The 18,575-nt window shown below is 40.8% G+C and carries 9 protein-coding genes and 4 pseudogenes; 4 read left to right on the top strand and 9 right to left on the bottom strand.

The annotated features are described in order from the left end of the window. The coding region (locus NI465_RS15400; RefSeq protein WP_139364496.1) for a transposase domain-containing protein at positions 1 to 140 on the top strand (140 nt) is incomplete at its 5' end. Between the two features lie 32 nt (positions 141 to 172). On the opposite strand, the pseudogene NI465_RS15395 reads toward NI465_RS15400, so the two are convergent. From NI465_RS15395 to NI465_RS15385, 3 genes and pseudogenes are all read right to left on the bottom strand, one after another. Beyond that, positions 173 to 937, bottom strand: a pseudogene (locus NI465_RS15395) (efflux RND transporter periplasmic adaptor subunit); the annotation flags it as partial. A gap of 1 nt (position 938) precedes the next feature. Continuing rightward, positions 939 to 2,267, bottom strand: coding sequence for a TolC family protein (locus tag NI465_RS15390; protein ID WP_253145891.1), 1,329 nt, complete (start codon positions 2,265 to 2,267; stop codon positions 939 to 941). Positions 2,268 to 2,315: 48 nt separating this feature from the next. Beyond that, positions 2,316 to 2,672, bottom strand: a complete 357-nt coding sequence (locus NI465_RS15385; protein WP_184413739.1) for a cation efflux protein, CzcI-like — start codon at positions 2,670 to 2,672, stop codon at positions 2,316 to 2,318. Between the two features lie 392 nt (positions 2,673 to 3,064). On the opposite strand from NI465_RS15385, the gene NI465_RS15380 reads away from it, so the two are divergent. After that, entirely contained in the window at positions 3,065 to 3,796 is a 732-nt protein-coding gene (locus tag NI465_RS15380) for a Fic family protein (RefSeq protein ID WP_184413737.1), read from the top strand. 2 nt (positions 3,797 to 3,798) lie between these two features. Here NI465_RS15380 and NI465_RS15375 read toward each other — a convergent pair. Next, positions 3,799 to 3,915 (bottom strand): annotated as a pseudogene (locus NI465_RS15375) (Fic family protein); the annotation flags it as partial. Here NI465_RS15375 and NI465_RS15370 point away from each other — a divergent pair. Next, positions 3,912 to 4,534 (top strand): annotated as a pseudogene (locus NI465_RS15370) (Rieske 2Fe-2S domain-containing protein); the annotation flags it as partial. The pseudogenes NI465_RS15375 and NI465_RS15370 sit on opposite strands and share 4 nt — an antisense overlap. A gap of 45 nt (positions 4,535 to 4,579) precedes the next feature. Here NI465_RS15370 and NI465_RS15365 read toward each other — a convergent pair. The 5 genes from NI465_RS15365 to NI465_RS15345 all read right to left on the bottom strand — a co-directional run bounded on the left by NI465_RS15365 (position 4,580) and on the right by NI465_RS15345 (position 18,071). After that, the gene (locus NI465_RS15365; RefSeq protein ID WP_253145890.1) at positions 4,580 to 7,558 is read right to left on the bottom strand and encodes a DUF11 domain-containing protein; all 2,979 of its coding nucleotides are present in this window, start codon (positions 7,556 to 7,558) and stop codon (positions 4,580 to 4,582) included. Continuing rightward, positions 7,555 to 8,640, bottom strand: a complete 1,086-nt coding sequence (locus NI465_RS15360) for an OmpA family protein (protein WP_228305171.1) — start codon at positions 8,638 to 8,640, stop codon at positions 7,555 to 7,557. The genes NI465_RS15365 and NI465_RS15360 overlap by 4 nt, the downstream gene beginning before the upstream one ends. Positions 8,641 to 8,643: 3 nt before the next feature. Then, entirely contained in the window at positions 8,644 to 14,658 is a 6,015-nt protein-coding gene (locus NI465_RS15355) for an SdrD B-like domain-containing protein (RefSeq protein ID WP_253145889.1), read from the bottom strand. A gap of 98 nt (positions 14,659 to 14,756) precedes the next feature. Next, positions 14,757 to 17,549 (bottom strand): DUF11 domain-containing protein, encoded by a 2,793-nt coding sequence (locus NI465_RS15350; RefSeq protein ID WP_253145888.1) that lies wholly within the window; start codon positions 17,547 to 17,549, stop codon positions 14,757 to 14,759. A gap of 42 nt (positions 17,550 to 17,591) precedes the next feature. Beyond that, positions 17,592 to 18,071, bottom strand: coding sequence for a hypothetical protein (locus NI465_RS15345; RefSeq protein WP_253145887.1), 480 nt, complete (start codon positions 18,069 to 18,071; stop codon positions 17,592 to 17,594). Between the two features lie 204 nt (positions 18,072 to 18,275). On the opposite strand from NI465_RS15345, the pseudogene NI465_RS16885 reads away from it, so the two are divergent. Further along, positions 18,276 to 18,376 (top strand): annotated as a pseudogene (locus NI465_RS16885) (IS5/IS1182 family transposase); the annotation flags it as partial. Between the last annotated feature and the right edge of the window lie 199 nt (positions 18,377 to 18,575).

Raw genomic sequence — 18,575 nt, 5'->3', positions numbered from 1 at the left:
TGACTTTAATCCAGTCAGCAAAGCTGAATGGCTTGGATCCGTATGCCTATTTAAGTGATGTGCTGAAAAGGTTGCCAACACATAAAGTGCCCCAAATAGAAGAATTACTACCTCACCGCTGGAAACCTGAACCCCGTTAAAACTTGGCGATGGCGTTCAGCGGATGCTTACGATTAAATTCCAACCAAAGGTCTTTTAGATTTTCAATCACAAAAAGCTGATCCGCCAGTTGGACATTTTCACCTACCACAATGTCTTTTTGACTGATCATGCCTGGAATGGGTGCGCGAATAACAAAACGTCCATTTTGCCCAGTTGAACCTAGAGCGTGTAGACGGGCTTGCTGAGATTGCACTGTAATTTGGGCTTGGCGATAGGCATTTTCAGCACGCTGCAAATCTTGCTTTGCCGAAATACCTTGTGACCATAACTGTTGTTCTCGTTCGTATTCTTGCTGTGCCAAACGCAAACTTGACTGCGCAATGCTCAAACTCGCTTGTTGATCAATTAATTCAGGGACGGAAAGTACTGCAAGCGTTTGACCACGTTCCACATACTGACCAAGTGCCACATTAACTTGCTCAACATGACCACTAAAATTCGGTGAAATATGCGCTTGTTGATCCGTATTCACCACCAATTTTCCAGGGAGTGTTACAAAGCTGTTTACCTCCCCCTGTGTGACTGTTTCAACTTTAAGGCCATGTTCCACCATCTGTTGCGCTGTAAGCTCTATTTCGCCTTCTTCACTATGCTGATCTTCTTTACTTTCTTTAGCATGATCATCATGCTGTTCATCTTCACCATCATGCCCATGCTCATCATTTTTTTCATTTTGATTACCCAACCAGATCCATACGCTGATTAAAGCCGTTAAGCCGATCAATACACTGATTAAAATGGGTTGAGAGATTTTTCCAAATTGATATTTTTTCACTTTATTCTCCCTGCCCATTCAGCAGATTTTGAGTTTCTACAAAGGCTTTTTTATTGAGTTGGCTATAAGCATTGGATTGGCTGATCTCTTCATAACTTGTGCCTAAACTTAAAGCCTCAACACTGAGACCGATCTGCCAAGCTTGTTTGAGTATTTGCAGTTGTGCCACACGTAAATTTTGCAACTGTAAAGATATCTGTTGCATATCCGTGACAGAGAATTTACCTGCCTGAAAACCCTGTAAAGTTCGAGACTGGACTTTTTCAGAAAGCTGTATTTGCGTATTAATAGCGTCATATTGCTGACGCAAGCCTTGCAACTCATTCAAACGGTTTGCAATATCAAGAATTTGTTGTTTTAACTCTCTTTGTTGAATTTGAGTCAATAACTGCTGTTGGCGCTCAGCCATGGGAATAACATATTGTTGACGATTAAAAATATTTAAAGGAACTTCCACCCCTAATACTAAAGTAGTTTCATCCGAAGATTGAGATGACTTAGTCTGAGTCATGCCAAGATTCAACGTGGGTTGAGGACGGTTTTTTATCTTTAGACTTTCTACCTTTTGCTGAGATTGTTGCATATTCAAGGCATACAGTTTTTCGAGCCAACCGTGTTGGATATTTTTTTCAACTGAACGCTCAATCTCGCTTGGCCAAACCACTTTGTTTGATTGAACACTTAAGGAAGGTTGGGACTCTCCCCATAAATTAGACAATTGTCGTTGCGATGCTTGCAGCGCAAGTAAAGCTTGTTGATATTGTCTTTGAATTTCTAAATGGTCAATCTGAGCACGTTCATAATCTACTAATGCAATACTGCCCGCTTGATAACGTTTGTTAGCGCTGTCTAGATTCGCTTGACTCACTTTCATCTGCTTAGCAAAAATGGATGTTTCAGTTTCAGATAACAGATATTGTGCCCAAGCATACTTCACCACCATTTCACTCTGTGCTTGCCAGAGTTGCTCTTTAAGTTGAAGCTGCTGTTTTGAAATTGATGCTATTTCTTGGTTTAACTTACGTTGACCAAAGAGATCAAATGGTTGACTGATACCAACACTCAGTTCTTGTTCCTGACTAGAACTAAAACCGTTTTGTTCAATCGAGAAAGTTGGATTTTGCCAAAGACTGCTGTTTTGAGTATTTAATATCGCAAGTTGGTGACGCTGTTGCTGAAGTTCGAATTGTGATTGATATTGCTGAACTTTGGCTAGAGCATCTTGAAAATTCGAGATTTCATTTGCAGATGCGCTAGTATTTTGAATGCCAAACAGCAAGAGCCCAATCGCTACGCATTGACTTGTAAAAGTCATATTTTGAAAAGACATAGATGTTTCCCACTAAATTAAATTTGAAAGTGGTGGGAATATTTAAGGCTACCCCACCATTAGCGGGGAAAGTTCGGGAGGCGGGCTTTTTGAACTTAAGTCAGGCGAACTGTAATCATTATTCCAAAAATACTCTGGTCTAACAGTATATGAAAACAGTGTTTGTATAAAAGAAACTTGACGTTGTTCTAAAATCAATTGGATCATCGATGGAAGATGATCCTGGTGATTCTCTACACAGTCTAAATCATTATTCTGTTTTTCAGGTGCTTGATGACCATGTTTTTGGGTCTCGCTCACACATAAAGCATTTGTATGATGTCCAAAGTGATAGTTTTGAACCACGGAAATGCTTTCTTCATGGACACAAAAAGCAGCCGCCACATTCCAAAGGCTTTGGAACATGAACAATCCCACTAAGACTGTGATCCATGTCATTGAACGCATATGAGGATAAGTAATAAATTTTTATAGCATTATAAACCTGGGAGTAACTCTAAGGTCAATAATTGTTTTTTCATTAATCCTAATAATTTTAGGTGGCATCAATTGAACTCAAATCCTAACTTATTCATTCTAAAGCTATTTTATTAAATAAAAAAAATTTATTGACCCAATTTAGATTTAGTGCATTGAATTCACTTTAAAATCTTGTTCAAATCCGAATTCAGGATTTGAAGTGGCATACTGATTATACCAACATCGAGCACACTATAAAATGATATACCATAACATATCATTTCTTTGATTTTCTTTTTTGATGTATCATTCTTTTAGATATATTCAGGGACAAGGTAATGTTTGAAATTATTGATGATTTAAAAAATAAATTAGATCAGCATCGCCCCCTATCACCTGCAATAGTAAAAAATTTACAAGAAGACCTTATTGTACGATGGACTTATCATTCCAATGCTATTGAAGGCAATACACTTACTCTATTAGAAACCAAAGTTGTGTTAGAAGGCATAACTGTCGGTGGAAAAGCTTTACGAGAGCACTTCGAAGCAATTAACCATAGAAATGCCATTTATTACGTTGAAGACATTATTAGAAAGGAAGAACCTTTTTCTGAATGGCAAATTCGCAATATCCATCAACTCATTTTAAAGAATATTGACGATGATAATGCTGGCCGCTATCGTCAACAAAATGTCCTAATCTCTGGTGCTACGTCTACCCCACCTGATTACACTTTATTAAACGACAAGATGGCTCAATTAATCGACTGGTATAATAACGACGCATACAAATTTCATCCTATCGAACGTGCAGCCAAAGTACACGCTGATTTTGTCGGAATCCATCCATTTATTGATGGCAATGGCCGTACATCACGTCTTTTAATGAATTTAGAATTACTAAAAGCTGGTTATCCACCTTGTGTCATCACTGTAGAAAATCGATTGGCTTACTATGAAGCTCTTGATCAATGGATGGCATATGGCAGAACTGAAGCTTTTATTCAATTAGTTTCTCAAGCTGTACTAGAGGGATTTAAACCATATCAGGTTGTATTGGATATTTAATCAGCTTGAGCGGTGTCTTGATCGCTAGTGCTAGATGCCACAAGTTCATCTACAATCATTTGCAGAATAAACTCAATAAAATGTGCAGAATCTGAGCGATCTGTGCTAGTTTGTAATGCCACACGATGGTTTGTACCGCATTGCTCGAGAAATGTTTACTGAAGCTGAACTGTTTGACTTGGAGATGGAACAGATCTTTGAAAAAGTCTGGATTTATGCCTGTCATGAAAGTGAAATTCCAAATAATAATGATTTTGTGACGGTTCAAATTGGTCGCCAACCCCTGATTATTAGCCGTGATTGTAATGGTGAACTGCATGCCATGGTCAATGCGTGTGAACACCGCGGCCCTACCTTGACACGTGTCAGTAAAGGAAACCAAGCCACATCTACCTGTCCCTTCCATGTATGGACCTATAAATCAGATGGTCGCTTAATTAAAGTTAAGGCTCCAGGCGAATATTGCGAACACTTCGATAAAACCACGCGTGGTCTCAAACAAGGTCACATTTCTAGCTATCGCGGTTTCGTATTTGTCAGCTTAGATAGTCAGGCGACAGATTCTTTAGAAGATTTTTTAGGTGATGCAAGGACTTTCTTGATTTAATGGTTGAGCAGTCACCAACGGGTGAGCTTAAAGTCTGGCAAGGTAAATCAGCTTCTACCTTTGCAGGCAACTGGAAATTACAGAATGGAAATGATTTAGATAGTTATCACGTTGGTACAGGGCACTACCATGATAGGAACATCATAAATTAGACAATCATTATCATGTTAAACCTCTCATTGCATTTTGATGCCAAAATACAGAGACTTTTCCTGTTGTGATAACAGCTCTTTTAAGATCGTCTTAATTTTAACTGTGCCATCATCTTCAATTGTATTGTTGCTACTATCGGTAATGTTTTGACCATTACTTCCTACAATTGGCAATATACCTGAAAGTGCCCATTGCTGGGTATAAGCCGGATACATATCGTTAATCACTACATTGCTTAATGCCATACTGCCAGTATTTTTCACCATAATCCGGTAAATCAGACATTGATTCGGTTTCAGGTTTTCATTTTGTACGGTATACATTGCATTGATCACTGCCGCGGCATTTGCCATACTGCAATTTTCAACTTTGAATTGCGATTTCATAATTTTTAACTGATTCGGACTGACCGTAATCAAGTCCGTATTACTTAAATCAGCTAATGTCATGTCTTTCCCTACATTATCCGGCTTGGCAATCAGCTTAACTTGACTACTCATACCATTGTTGGCCGTTGATGGGGCTTCAACTTTAATCAATAAAGTGACCGATTTATTCGGCTCAATGATATTGCTTAATTCAGTTTCTGTACCGGATAGCAAAGTATCACTGGCATCTAGCGTGTCATTGCCATTTTGATCCAAAAACAAGGTATATAAAAAGCCATCGGTACGATTGACTGGGTTAAGACTGACCTTCACTTTAGTTTCATTTTCCACACCATAGTTGATCAGACGGTGCAAGAACACATAGCTTCCCCCGATCCCCACCTGTGCACTTTGATCATTGCTTAATTCCAATGCACGTTTCTTAGGCTGGGGAATCACGGCATCCAGAATAATGTCAGCCAAGCCCGATTGAAGTGACTCAATTGCAAACCAGATATTGGTGGTCGTTGTCACAGAAGAATAAACGGTCACGACTGCGCAGAGCTGTGTAGTGTTATTGGCGGCAACATTCAGTTGAGTAATCTGCTGAGCACTTATACCCGTTTTACACTGTGCAAGATCTGCCTTATAAAATTCAATTTTTAAACCAGAACTAAAGGGAGTAATACTATTTTTAACCAAGGTTGAATAGTCACCCGTCCCCAGTGTTGGTTCAATTTTGCTACTAGAGGCATACAGTTGATAATCCTGTGCCAAATTGCCGTAATTCTGAATATTGAGCGGGAAATAAACTTTGGTGTTACTGTCTGATTTTTGAGTCCAAAGTGGTGTGGAACCGGTTCTACCCTCTTTTCCAATTACAAACATGCCAATACCTGTTTCTGTTACGGGTGCACCTGTTTTGTTATTGGACAGATCAGTTTTGGTAGCCATCATTGTTTTTACAGTGGATGTATTATTGCTCGAGTCAATATCAGTTGAAGTGGTTGTCACTAGTGCATTATTCACTACATAACCAGTATATTCTCCTGTTGCATCTTCCTTGGCTTTTAGCTTATTTAGAGTAAATTTATACTTGGCGAGCCCTTTGATAGTACCCAGATTTAATCCACCAGATGAAAATAATTTAGTTACTGCATCATTAGGTAAAGTCGGGCAAGTTGATGTTGTTCCTTCATTAGTTATAGCTTCACAGCTTAAAGTTGCCGCATTTACACCCGCTGTTTCATAAGCTAAATTAGCAAGAATATTATCTTTTAAAATAACTTCATCAGCATCCACTTTAGTCTTGTTGGTTAATTCCAGCGTGTAAGCAAGATATTGGTCTTTATACACTTTAGATAATGATTCTGAAGTTAAGCTCTTAATTATTTCTAGATCGGTATCATCCTCCTCAATAGTAAAATTTAAAGAATTGTTTAGAGAAGCCTGGCTACAAGTGTCCAATGCAACGGGGATGACACTTGCCATCGTGGCAAATTTAATAGGTAAAGTTTTATTTCCTAAGGATTGCTTATTATCTTTAAACTCTAGGACCAAACCATTAAATTCCACACCCTGTTCATAATTTAAACCTGAGTTATAATCAGGTTTATAAGAAAAAGTAACTTCCCCGGTACTTGTATTATAATTTAGTCCATCATCTACAGTCAGTTCTGTAAAAGTCGTCCCCGTCGCACCATTACGCTTCTTTAGAACATAATCAACATTATAGATTGCTCGTTCCACCATAGGAACACTATCTGCATAAGCAATATTAAATTTCAAGGTCGGCATTGCAGTTGATGTTACATTCCCCACCATTTTAAACAATAAAGGCACTGTCCCAGTTGCATTTTCAAAGGCACTTCCATTATTAGCACTAAATTCAACCACAGGTTTTAAACCTGTAATCGTAATATCATCAAGGAAGTTTCCTTGTGTGCCAGATGTGAGAGCCTGAAAACCCAAAGAATAAACACCTGAGGCTTGGCTGACTTTAATAGTGCCCGAATATGGCTTCCATGAATATAAAGAACTACCTGAAGTTGTTGCTATATTCTGTTTGCTTGTATAGCTACGCGCAGCATTTGTGGTTGTATCCGTGACAATACCTATCGAAAAACTTGCCTGCTCACTCGTACTAATACGGCGAGTATGCTTAAAAGAATAATTAAAACTTTCATCCTGAATTAAACAGACATTTTGATATAAGGTTGATGATTCTTCAGCATTGAGTTCTGCATATTGATTTGCTGAACTCGATGTATAATCACCTCCATTGGCAACTTGCCATGTTGAATTAGCATATGCTCCTTGACCACGCCAAATTTCAATCAATCGGCCTGCCTGCCAAAAATTATCAGCCGTCATAACTCTATGCGTTGTTTTCCAGCCTGTAACCAATTGTTCTGGGAGCGCTACATTTTTGGCACCACTACCAGACTTACCATTTTGCTGATAATTAACATAAATATTCGGCTGACTGAAATCTAAATTTAAAAAACTACGTTGAATTAGGTTTGGATCTGTGGTTGTTGTTAGCTGTTTATCCGCCGCTGCATAAACTTGCGCCATACCGCCGAGCAATAAAACTGTAGATGCCAAAACATGAGGTAAATATCGCTTGATCATACTGTTATTTCACCTTCACTTTTTGCTGTCTTGACTATTTGTAAATCTTGCCACTGCGGTAGATATTTAATTTCAACCCCATGTGCATCTGCAACCTGCAGAACCACCCGACGGCTTTTAGCTTCAGCTTTTTTCATTTCTGTATCAGTTTGAAAATCAACTGTACCCTTGGCTTCAGTCGTAATATTTGCAATATCCATACCCTGTACTATAAGATAATCTTGCACTGACTGAACACGGCGCTGTGCCAGCTGTATGTTATAGCTCGGGCTTGCATGCCGATCGGTATAACCCTTTAAAACAACAGACAATTGTGGATATTGTTTCAATTGGGCTACCCATTGTTGCAGAATCGTCTGACTGGCTGGGCTTAAATCTGCACTGTCCCGGGCAAAATGTACAATATTATTGATCTTTAAACTATTAGACTGTTGATTTAATTGTACTTTAGCTAGAGGCCAAAATTTAGAATTTACCCCCTGACAGCCCTCTTCATTGAGCTGCTGCACTGAAGGCAACTGCTCTGGCTGCCATCTGATATCGGTGCGCTGTACACCTGTAGATTCAACCACCTGATATAAAGCCTGTTGCACCGCATTAAAAGGTTCTTGGGAATGTCTCCAGCCCAACTCGCAATATTCTGCTGCAGCCCAAACCAGCATTACTTCTGCATGTGCCAGACTTTCGGGCGCTTTATCAATGGCACCCTGCTGTTTCAAGTACTCCACTTGCCACCATAAATCCCGACGCATGACTTGTGACACGCTTAAGATTGGCGTGGTTAAACTCAAATTTTGCTTGGACTGCAATCCACTGACAATACTTTGGGCCTGTTGCAAAGCTTCCTGCCCTGCAACGGTTAAACTGCGTTCGGATTGTTGATTGACTGCATAACTTAACCACATTTTTGCCTTGTAAGCGTGATAGCGCGTCAGTGCATCAGCATCAACATCAGTATATTGTTGTAAAGTAATGGATAAGGTATCTATTTGACGTTGAGCATCAGCAGCTGAAAAGGGTTCAGCATACACCAAGCTGTTCCCTAAAAATAAAGCTGCAAGTAGTCCAGTAAGTTGTTTCATGTTCTATCGTCCCTGTTCTGGCTCTAAAGCAAAGTTTGTGTTTGCCGAACGGCGACCAAACAGATCTTCATCAAACTTGAATCTGAATCTTAAATACGCACCTTCACCGGTTGAACTGGTATTTGCCAGTTCATCATCCTGATACCCCATAAAGTTATAACCTGCCGAGACCCAAAGATTGGTTGCCAGTAAATAGCCCAATTCTGCCCCGACCAAATAGCGTGTACCTGCACCGCGGTTAGCCCACAAAGTGCCCGCTTGTACGCTCATGTCCCAACGTTCATTGATGTCATAAATTACCCGACCGCTGAACAATTGCGTTAGAGCATTGCTAGTAATATGATCTTCATCGAGCTCAGACCATTTTGCGGCATATTGACCCGATAAAGTCAGACGGCGCTGTGGATGATAATTCGCATGTACAGAAGTCACATAGGCTTCACGCTTGTATTCTGCTTCTAAATCAGTGGCATTATTTTCATAGTAATATTCAATTTTCGACAAGATATCGAGTTTATTTTGATCATAATCGCGCCATGCATAACCGAGCTGGAAACGGTTGCGTAAGTGATCACCCTGATTTGCTGCTTTATTATCCACAAAATTGAGCGTGTTTTTAGTCAGCACAGTTGAATCATCAGATAGCTTGTAGGCATAACCAAGGGTATTGATCAGGGTATCTGAAGTATCCGAACGGCGACCTTCCAAACGGGTGGTTGCTTTCCAATTCTCATGAACTAAATATTCAAGTCCAAGACTCAATGCAGTGGCATCATTACTCGTATTTTCTTCATTTTTAGATAAAGACTGAATCCGCTCAAAACTGCTACTGACATATACACGCGGTTTTAGCTGCCAGCGGTTACGTAGACCCAATGCTGCTTCAGCTTCACGGTTACTGATGCCGTCAGCAACACGATATTCACTGAATGCTGAACCATCTTTCATATAGTTGCTGGAAATACCGAACACTGTGCTGTTGGTTTCTTCTGTACTATTCATGGAGTACAGGCCATCAATTGCTGAAATCAATTCATGGCGGGCATAAATTTCAGTATTGGGTAAAACTTTTGCCGTTCCCCCCACCGATAAAACCTGTTTGTCGGAATTGGATAAATCCTGTTCGTATTCAATAAAAGCTGATGCGCCTTTCCAAGGAAGATTACCGGTAAATTTGATACGCCCAGTCGTGCCATTATATGGACCCAGATTTTCTGTCGCTAAAGTTGCCGCAGCACTGGTTTCATCATAATGACGCAGCCCTAATTCGACCGCGAGAATTTTAAAGAAATTACGTTCCAGACTCGCAGACAATCCGGTACGAACGCCGTTATTTTCTTGATCTTCAGTACGAATGGCTTCAACTCGTGCCAAACCCAGTTTTGCAATGGGTACTGAAGCCTTGATGCCGCTTTCTTTACGTCCTGCACTAATGGTTGCCGCATCATTCTGGAAACCTTCTTCGGCTTGCTGGTGATGGGCACGAACATGGGCAAAGCTCGGTGCATATTCGAATTCTATCCGGGCAGCTGCACCTTGGTTTTTGTCACGGGTTGAATCACTATTGATCTGAGTAATCTGATCTGCCGTAGAGTCGGTATTTTTAGACTGTGCCACTTCGGCAATTAATTTACCGTATTGCCCAACTTTCACCACGGTATTTAAACTGGCAATCTGTTCCTGATTTAATGGATCATTACTTTGCACAAATGAACCACCCATTTTCAGATGGCTCTTCATGGCATAACTAAAACTCATCCCGCCGACTTGATATTCTTCACCAATTTCATCCGCTTCCACCGTAATACGGATAAAGTTTGGATTCAGATCTTGATCGACACTGGCGACAGCCTGTTTTAGGTAAATGCTGTTGCTATAGGTGTCGACTTCATAATCGCTAAAACGGGTAAGGCTTTGTTTGGCAATAATCAACCCCGGATTATTACGATCGCGGGTCAGAATCTCGACTTTTTCACTATTATCTAAAATAAGTTCATTTGAAATTGAACCCAGACTGTAGGGACCAGAAATACCCAATGCACGATTTTCTGTCACCACTTGACGCGATTTGGTTTCAGCCATAAATGCTGATGCCTGAAACTTATCTCCTTCATGTCCCACTTTCAGACCAGTCAATGAACGGTTATATTGCCCCAAAGCCAGACCTTCATCTTTTTCTGTACGGGTCACATAGTCGCCATACATCGCATATGAACGCCCTTTATCTAAGCGTACATACAATTTTCCGGTCGATTGGGCTTCAAAGCCTTTTGCCGCTGCGTCACCATATACCGGATAATATTCATCAGGTTGAATATCGCGGAACAGGCGCTGCTTGGAACTTTTATTAGAATCATAAGCCAGGGTTAACAGATAATCGCCTCGGACTTTTCCTTTCAGGAACATTGCAGTGCGACCGGTCAATGAGGTGTCATTACCCCACTCGGCAATTTCATTCAGCTCATTTTCAAAACCATCATTACGATTCACACTGTGCAACTGTGTATTATCAAAATTATTAAAGTTAATTGAACCTTCAATTAAACCCACGGCAATCAGCGGACGTAAATCTGCCTGAAACTGAATGTCGATTTCTTCTTTGATTAAACCACTGCTAACGCGTAGTTTTCCACGTGCAGGCGCATTCGGTGCAAGAATCGGAATAATCATCTCGCCGCCATCAATGAAGCTTTGAATGCCCGGTTCATTTGGATTTAAATCTGGAAGATCAATAATCCCGATATCACTTTCTAGAGTGATCGAGGTACGGGTGGCCACCTTGATGCCTTGTTTGTCTTGCAACTGAACGCGCAGCTGCATCACATCACGGCCATTGGCCATGACCGGGATTGGCGCTTGCTGTAATTTCAGCTGATGAATTTCATCTGGAACAATGACTTGAATGTGGTGGCTTTCACGAACATTACCAGCAAAATCCAATTGTTCAGCACGAATGCTGTTTTTACCGACTTTTAATGCCACTCCGACATATTCAACCCCTTGCTTACGATGCTCATCCAGGATGGCTAATTTACCCCGTTGTTTATCTGCCACCACCACGTCATTGACTAAAACACGCTGTGTCGCACCTGCTGCACCTTGAACTTGAATCGTCGTTTGTGCATGAGGTAGAACCTGTCCTTCTTTTAAGTTTAAAATTTCTAAAGCGTTGTTGTCGCTACGCTTTAAATATTCTTCAAGATTCACTAAAACAGGCGGTTTTACCGGATCAATCAACAATTGCGGTTGTTTTTGTGCAGCAAAATCACCCCGATTCAATAAGCAATTTTGATCATTGTCATTTGCCAAACAGCCTTGGGTGTTTTCTGAACGGGTGCTGCTTTCCAGATAGCTCGGTGCATCAATAGAAAGTTGCTTGTTAATCGCTTTTTCAAGATTTAAATTGCTGCTGTTAATTTTTTCCTGACGCTGTTTGATTGCATCCGTTAAGGGTGCAGAACAGGCATCTGCCTGATTCGCCATGGCGAAATCAGCACGATGCAATTCGCCACGTTTGACATCGACAAAGCGGCTGGATGGATCACCAGCATTTCGGTTGGACTGAGTCAGCAACTCCACGCCGGCAGGTAAGGTGGTGCGGTCAATTTTAAGCACATGGGTTTTTGCCGACACGCCGTAAAAGTCATATTTACCTTCACGGTCTGTGATGACATAACTGCCATCTTCCATGTAGAGACGGACACCCGGCACACCCAACTCGCCTTTATCCTGTATGCCATTACGGTTACAGTCGGTATAAACTTTACCTACCACAAATGCATCGGCACTAAACGCACCCGGACGAACTTTAACTTTAGCCTGTGCTTCATTTGAACTGAGACCAGAACCGTCTACTGCACGAGCCCGGTTAATCCCATCTCCGTTTAAAGCATTGGGTCCGACCAGAACACGGTATTCAATTTTGGCGCTGGCATTGACTGCAAGATCACCCAAACCCAGCGTTAAATAAGGGCCTTTGCCACCTTCCGGGTCTGCCACGGGTTTGCCATCAATACGCATGGTATTTGGCACATAGCTAAAACCACGCGGTAAACTGTCTTGCAATTTAACATCACGTGCAAGTACATCACCTTTATTACTCACGGTAATACTGTAATCGGTGAAATCACCCAATTCGATACTGCTATCACGTGCAGTTTTTTGTACCATCAAACCCGATTGGCTTAATAGCGGGTCAATCGGAATATCGATATTCAATGCCGGACTGCTGGATGTCAGGGTAAATATGCCGCCATAAGAATATTGCGAATGTACCGCCATGCCGTTAAATGAGCTGATCGGATAAACCACCTGATCGCTGACAAAACTATATTGATGAGTAGCAATTGTTGAGGTATCGACTAACAATTTATAGTTACCCGGAATCACTTGCGGATAAACAAACTCACCTGTCGCAGACGTTACCTGTTTTGCAGGAATTGAACGTAAAGCCCCCGTGGTACGGTCAACTTCAAAAGCCACATTATTACCGACCGGCTGATCATTTTCATCCACCAGTATAACGGTTGCCCCAGCCACAGGCTTTTTCGTTTTTGCATCGAAAATAATGCCGTATGGATCAATCAATATCTGCGTTGAGATATCACTAATCGGTGTAGTGGTCTGACCTTGCTCGTCTACACATTCAACCAGGCTTGCTGTAACTTCATCACGTTTAAGCGTTTGTAAAACAGCATCATTCAGATTTTTTTCTGCATTTTCTTCAGTCTCTAAACTAAATTGAAACAAGCCCGTATTTTCCGCACTTTCAAGGGCAGAAATAATGACCATATCCCCTGTCAATTTAGACTGAATACGAATGCGGACCTGCTCTTTGTTAAAACGGTTGGCATTACAAAGCGCGGCATTGGTTTTCAAATAAATTGGTTCATTAACCTTGCCGGTATACAAGCTAATTTCAAAATCATTTGTGGTGCTTTCCAAAGTTGGCTGACCCATAACCTTGGTTTCAACTTTATTGGACAAGGTTTTTTGATTCACTTGTCCTTTTTGATGCAGAACATAAGCTCCATTCACCAATGTGGTATAGCTAATGGTCGGTTGAGTTTTAACCTTTAACTTAATCTCGCTTTTTTGACCGGCCGCAAATGGTTTTTTATAAGCAACGACGGCATAGCCAATTTGGCTTTTATCCTGAGGTAAATGACTTGAATATTGTCCTTCTGCCAACTTATGCAAAACCAGTGTATTAGAAGCCAGATCTGAAACCTGAATATCTTCAAAAACAGTATTTGCCGGCAAAGGATCTTCAACAATCACCCATGATTGTTCCTGTCCATCCACCGTGACTGTTGCAGGTGATACCGGTAATGATGCCGAGTTGGTTACCGTCAAAGTATAATTCAGGGTTTGTGCCTGCTGAGTTATGCTAAGCAGTTGTTGGTCTACGGCTTTTTCTATTTTTAACTTTGCTTCAAAGACCTGTACAGGGTCTTGCACTGTTTTTTGTTGTTGCGGTTCTTCACGAATCTGTGCGGTTAAAGGAAGCTCTAACTTGGACTGATCGGGAGTTTGTAATGAGGTATCTGCCACGACCCATAAGTGTACAGTTTGATTGGGTTGTAATTCTAATCCATCTTTAACCAGGGTATCTGAAATATCCAGGACACCATCTTGATTGGCATCTAAATAGATTTTTAAATTGGATAAATGGTTAATAGCCGCGGTTTTAAAATCAAACCACGCATTTGTATTACTGGTATTGGTCACCTGATTTAACCAGATGACTTTTGAACCCGCTTCTACTTGCTGGAGCTGATCTGGAAATAGTTCAAGACCATAAAACTTTGCAATTTCGATATTGACTGCATTGGATTGAGTTGTTCGCAGTAATTGTCCACCGCTCAAATCACTGACTTCAAAACTTGCATAAGCAATATTCTGAATCATTTGTCCAGCCATAGGCATCGCAGCATGACCGTGATGTGCAAAGAACAAAGCAGACGCAAGTGCAGACAAAGATAATGTCTCCACTTTCTTATTCATTGCTTTTTTCATTGCCACACCCCAAAACCAAAAATACGAAAATACAAATAATTAGAACAAACGAATCGAGTCCCCCTTTTCGAAAAAAGAGGGAGAAAATTTTTTAAAGATTATGGAGTGGTTGATTTATCAACTGTGACAGCAAACTTCAATGTGGCAAAAGCGCCAGGAGTTAAAGTACCGACATTGTAATTTACATTACCGTTAGCTTCTGTTGGTGCAGTGCCTTGAGCTGCTGGCTCACGTGCTACAGAACCGGTTTTGTACTTTGTGTATGCCGGCACAGCATCATTGATTACAACAGCAGTTGCATCAGCATTACCCTGGTTTGTTGCCTTTACTTTATAAAATACGCATTGACCAGGTTTAGCATTCTGTAAGTTTGCAGTATAGTCAGTATCAACGGGTGCTGCTGTACAGTCTGCAGCAAACTGGAATTTTTCTAAACGTACTGAACCTAGGTTAATTACTGTGCGGTCTGTAATTGATAAAATGCTGTTTGAACCTAATACAGCGTTAGCTTCAGGCTGAATTTGTACTGTAGATGTATAAGACTGGCCGGCCGTTGCAGTTGCTGCCGCTTCAACTTTTACATAAACAGTAACGGACTCGCCTTGCTGCAAACCAGGTAACTTAGATACATCAAATTTTGCATTTTGCAAAATGCTGTTTAAAGCACCTGTACCTGTTACAACTTCATTAGCATCCAGAATACCGTTACCATCTGTGTCCACATAAACAGTTACCGTTTCACCTGCTGTTGGCGTTGGTAAAATAAAGTTCAATGTTTTACCATCAGCTGCTTCAGTAACGTTACCAATGTTGGTTAAGGTATGGCTGTAAATAATGCTGCCACCAGGGGCTAACTGGCCTTGACGGTCTGGCGTAAAGCTGATTGCGCGCTGTGCTGCAACGGTCAGTTTGAATCCAATGCTATCATTGCTGCCGGTAGAGGGCGAGCTGATGTTGACTGTAATAGTTTTTGCAATATCCGTTGCTGGCGTGCCATCTGGTGTTGTAACCACCAGGCAGTAACTGCCCGTACCGCCATTGGCGATTGTACCGGAGTTGGTTACTTTCGTGTTTGTACATTTGCCAGCTGCGTCTTTTCCAAAAAGTTCCGCTGTCCAGCCGGTTGGAATGCCTGTAACTACAATATTGTAGTTGTCCGGCGTACCGCCTGTATTTTTGATCGTAACATCCAGCTGTTTAGGTGTACCTGGAACTAAAGCTGTGTCAGGAACACCTGTGCTGCTATTCAAGCCATCACCGACATAAACGGGCGATCCTGTTGTGCCTGTATTATGTACCAAGTCCACAGCACTCTTTGTAAATGAATCAACAACCAAAGAAATGGTATCTTTATTGCTACTGTTGTTGACTGAAGTGCTGGTCATAGTCAATTTAGTGCCTGCAGCAACTGTGCCGCTGGTTGGCAAAGTAACCCGTACCACAAATTTTAAGCTGCCACCCGCTTCAATCGGACCAGTATTGTTATCTGTCACTGGTGTTTTACCGTCAGCCTTCAGAATTTCAATGATGCTGCCGTTTGGCAAAGCGCCAGTCGTTGCAGCAACACTAAGGCTATAGCTGTCAGTCGTTGTGCCTGAGTTGTGGACATAAATCACATCGCCGCCCGAGGTGTTATTGCCAAAAACAATGGCCTGACCTTGCGAAGCTGTTGCATGGACTTCATCATCAATGCCCGTAGCGCTGCCGACTGGAACATTCTTGTCAATCCAAGAAACGTCTTTATCATCGTTAATTGAATGGGCAGTTATGCCTACAACAGTAACATTGTTCGGGTTAGATGGAACTAAGGTCGTATCCGTAGTTGTCGGTGGAACAGATGGAACATTCGCTGGTGTTAATGGCGTACTTGTACCTGGTGTGAAGCCATCAGTATCTGCATATGCCGTGTTGGTAATTTTTTCACCATTTGCAGCAGCGTTTTTAACCTTAACAGTAAAAGTTAATTTACCGGTTGAACCCGCAGCAAGTTTTCCTGCATTAAAGGTAAAAACCTCTTTTGCATCACTACGACCACTAGATACATAAGCAAATTTATCACTATCTGTAGCATCACGAGTTAATGCTGAAGCGCTGCCATTATAATAGGCAGTTAATTTGCTATCAGCTGTATCAGCAAATGTTACATTGCTTGGGAGTACGTCATAAATAATGACATCTGAAGTGGCTGCAGCTGTACCTTTATTTTGGAAAGTCAAAGTATAGGTAATGTAACCATTGGCGCTAATTGTACTAACACTGGCTTCTTTTTTAATTTCAATGACTGCACCTGTAATAATGGTGGCTTTGTCAGTGTTGGATACTGTATCTTTGCCAATATCATATAGAGCCGTTTTGTTTGATGTTGCAGTTAAAGTCAGGCTGTCATTTTGACCTGCTGTCGCTGCCAATGGCGTTTTAGCCACTACAACCAGGCCAATGGATTCACCGGCAGCTAATTCAATCGCTGTTGTTGATGCTAAAGCGGCTGCGCCGTTATCAGCTATGCCATCTTGATTGCGGTCAATATAAATATCATGGCTAGCCCAATCAAAAGTACCAGCCTCATTTGTAATCCTAAGCGTGAAAGAGTCCGTACCATTACCGGTATTTGTCAAAATATGCGGGAAACTTACACTGCTGTTAGCTGCGGTTTGACGCTCATTAGACTGCACAAGAGTAAAGCTGCCCACTTGTGCTACAAGCGTTTTAACCACGTTAGATGTTACTACGCGCTCAGTTTGCGTATTATCTGTATACGTTGCGGTTGCAACGTTACTAATATTCGTACCAGCTAAAGGTGCAGCAGCCATAGCCTGGCTAACAAGCAACGATACCCCACCCATTACTGCCAGTGATGCAGCAATTTTACTTAATTGAAAATTATTTTTCATAAAGAACCCAACAATAAAGTCGATATTGACCAATTAAAAATTTTATTTAGATGTATTAACTTGGACTTGAGCAGAAACAATAATTTTCTGTTTTGGTTTTAACTCACTCACATTCCATTGCAAAACGCGATATTCAGCCAGTGGGACATTTACTTTTTTGCCATTTTCCATACGGGTTAATGGGGCTTTAGCAAAACTTTTACCGTCTAAGGAAGCATAGGCATCTTTGGGTAAGCTTTGCCCTGTGTAAGTTACATCGGCAGGAAGTGGAAGATTCAACTTTAAATCTTTCAGACTTTGACTAGATACATTTGAATATTCAACTTTGTATTCGAGTAATGCCTTCGGCTTTACCTGATCTGTTGCTTTTAATTCTTTTTTTACTTTTTGGTTTGCCTCTATTTGAAACACTTTCATATCTGCAATTAGAGCTTGACTATTCGCGAAAGAATAGGTTGTCAATCCTGAGATTAATAACAAGAATAGAGGACTCAGATTCAATTTTTTTTCGGATTTAAACATTTTTGATACATTTCTAAACATAATGTCATTGCATTTTTACATCAATAAAAATAAAAATAAACATAAACATGACACTCATCACATTTTTTTTGTAAACAGTATATTTCTTGTCTTTATATTAAAATAGTTTTCAATTGTTGACATTTTTTGTCACAATAAATAGTGGTAATTAATTCAAGGTATAGTCAATTAAGTCTGTTAGTTATTCAATGTTGTTCTGATGATCAAATTTCTGTTCCGCCTTTCTTTGTATGATTACAAGCTTTGCTCAAAGTCTCATTAAACTTTGTGGATTAGATTGGACAACTGGACTGCTCCAAGTATCCTAGACAAATTTAGTCTATTCTTTGGACTGCCACCACTCTCCTAGACAAATATCGTCTATTCTTGGACTGCCACTATTTCTCTATGACATTAGGGTGTGTTGACACTTTTAGCTTAAAAAAATAGCGAAGTAGTAAAATCAAATCGCCAAACCCAATTTTACTATTCGCTATGCCTCGT

Origin of the sequence: Acinetobacter lwoffii (assembly GCF_024129855.1) — a bacterium.
GTDB classification, from domain to species: Bacteria; Pseudomonadota; Gammaproteobacteria; order Pseudomonadales; family Moraxellaceae; genus Acinetobacter; species Acinetobacter lwoffii_L.
This window is presented reverse-complemented; position numbering and strand designations above follow the sequence as displayed.

Excerpts from the sequence above, each read along its gene's own strand:
- NI465_RS15390 (WP_253145891.1), bottom strand. The coding sequence starts at position 2,267 with ATGTCTTTTCAAAATATGACTTTTACAAGTCAATGCGTAGCGATTGGG.
- NI465_RS15385 (WP_184413739.1), bottom strand. The coding sequence starts at position 2,672 with ATGTTCCAAAGCCTTTGGAATGTGGCGGCTGCTTTTTGTGTCCATGAA.
- NI465_RS15380 (WP_184413737.1), top strand. The coding sequence starts at position 3,065 with ATGTTTGAAATTATTGATGATTTAAAAAATAAATTAGATCAGCATCGC.
- NI465_RS15365 (WP_253145890.1), bottom strand. The coding sequence starts at position 7,558 with ATGATCAAGCGATATTTACCTCATGTTTTGGCATCTACAGTTTTATTG.
- NI465_RS15360 (WP_228305171.1), bottom strand. The coding sequence starts at position 8,640 with ATGAAACAACTTACTGGACTACTTGCAGCTTTATTTTTAGGGAACAGC.
- NI465_RS15355 (WP_253145889.1), bottom strand. The coding sequence starts at position 14,658 with ATGAAAAAAGCAATGAATAAGAAAGTGGAGACATTATCTTTGTCTGCA.
- NI465_RS15350 (WP_253145888.1), bottom strand. The coding sequence starts at position 17,549 with ATGAAAAATAATTTTCAATTAAGTAAAATTGCTGCATCACTGGCAGTA.
- NI465_RS15345 (WP_253145887.1), bottom strand. The coding sequence starts at position 18,071 with ATGTTTAAATCCGAAAAAAAATTGAATCTGAGTCCTCTATTCTTGTTA.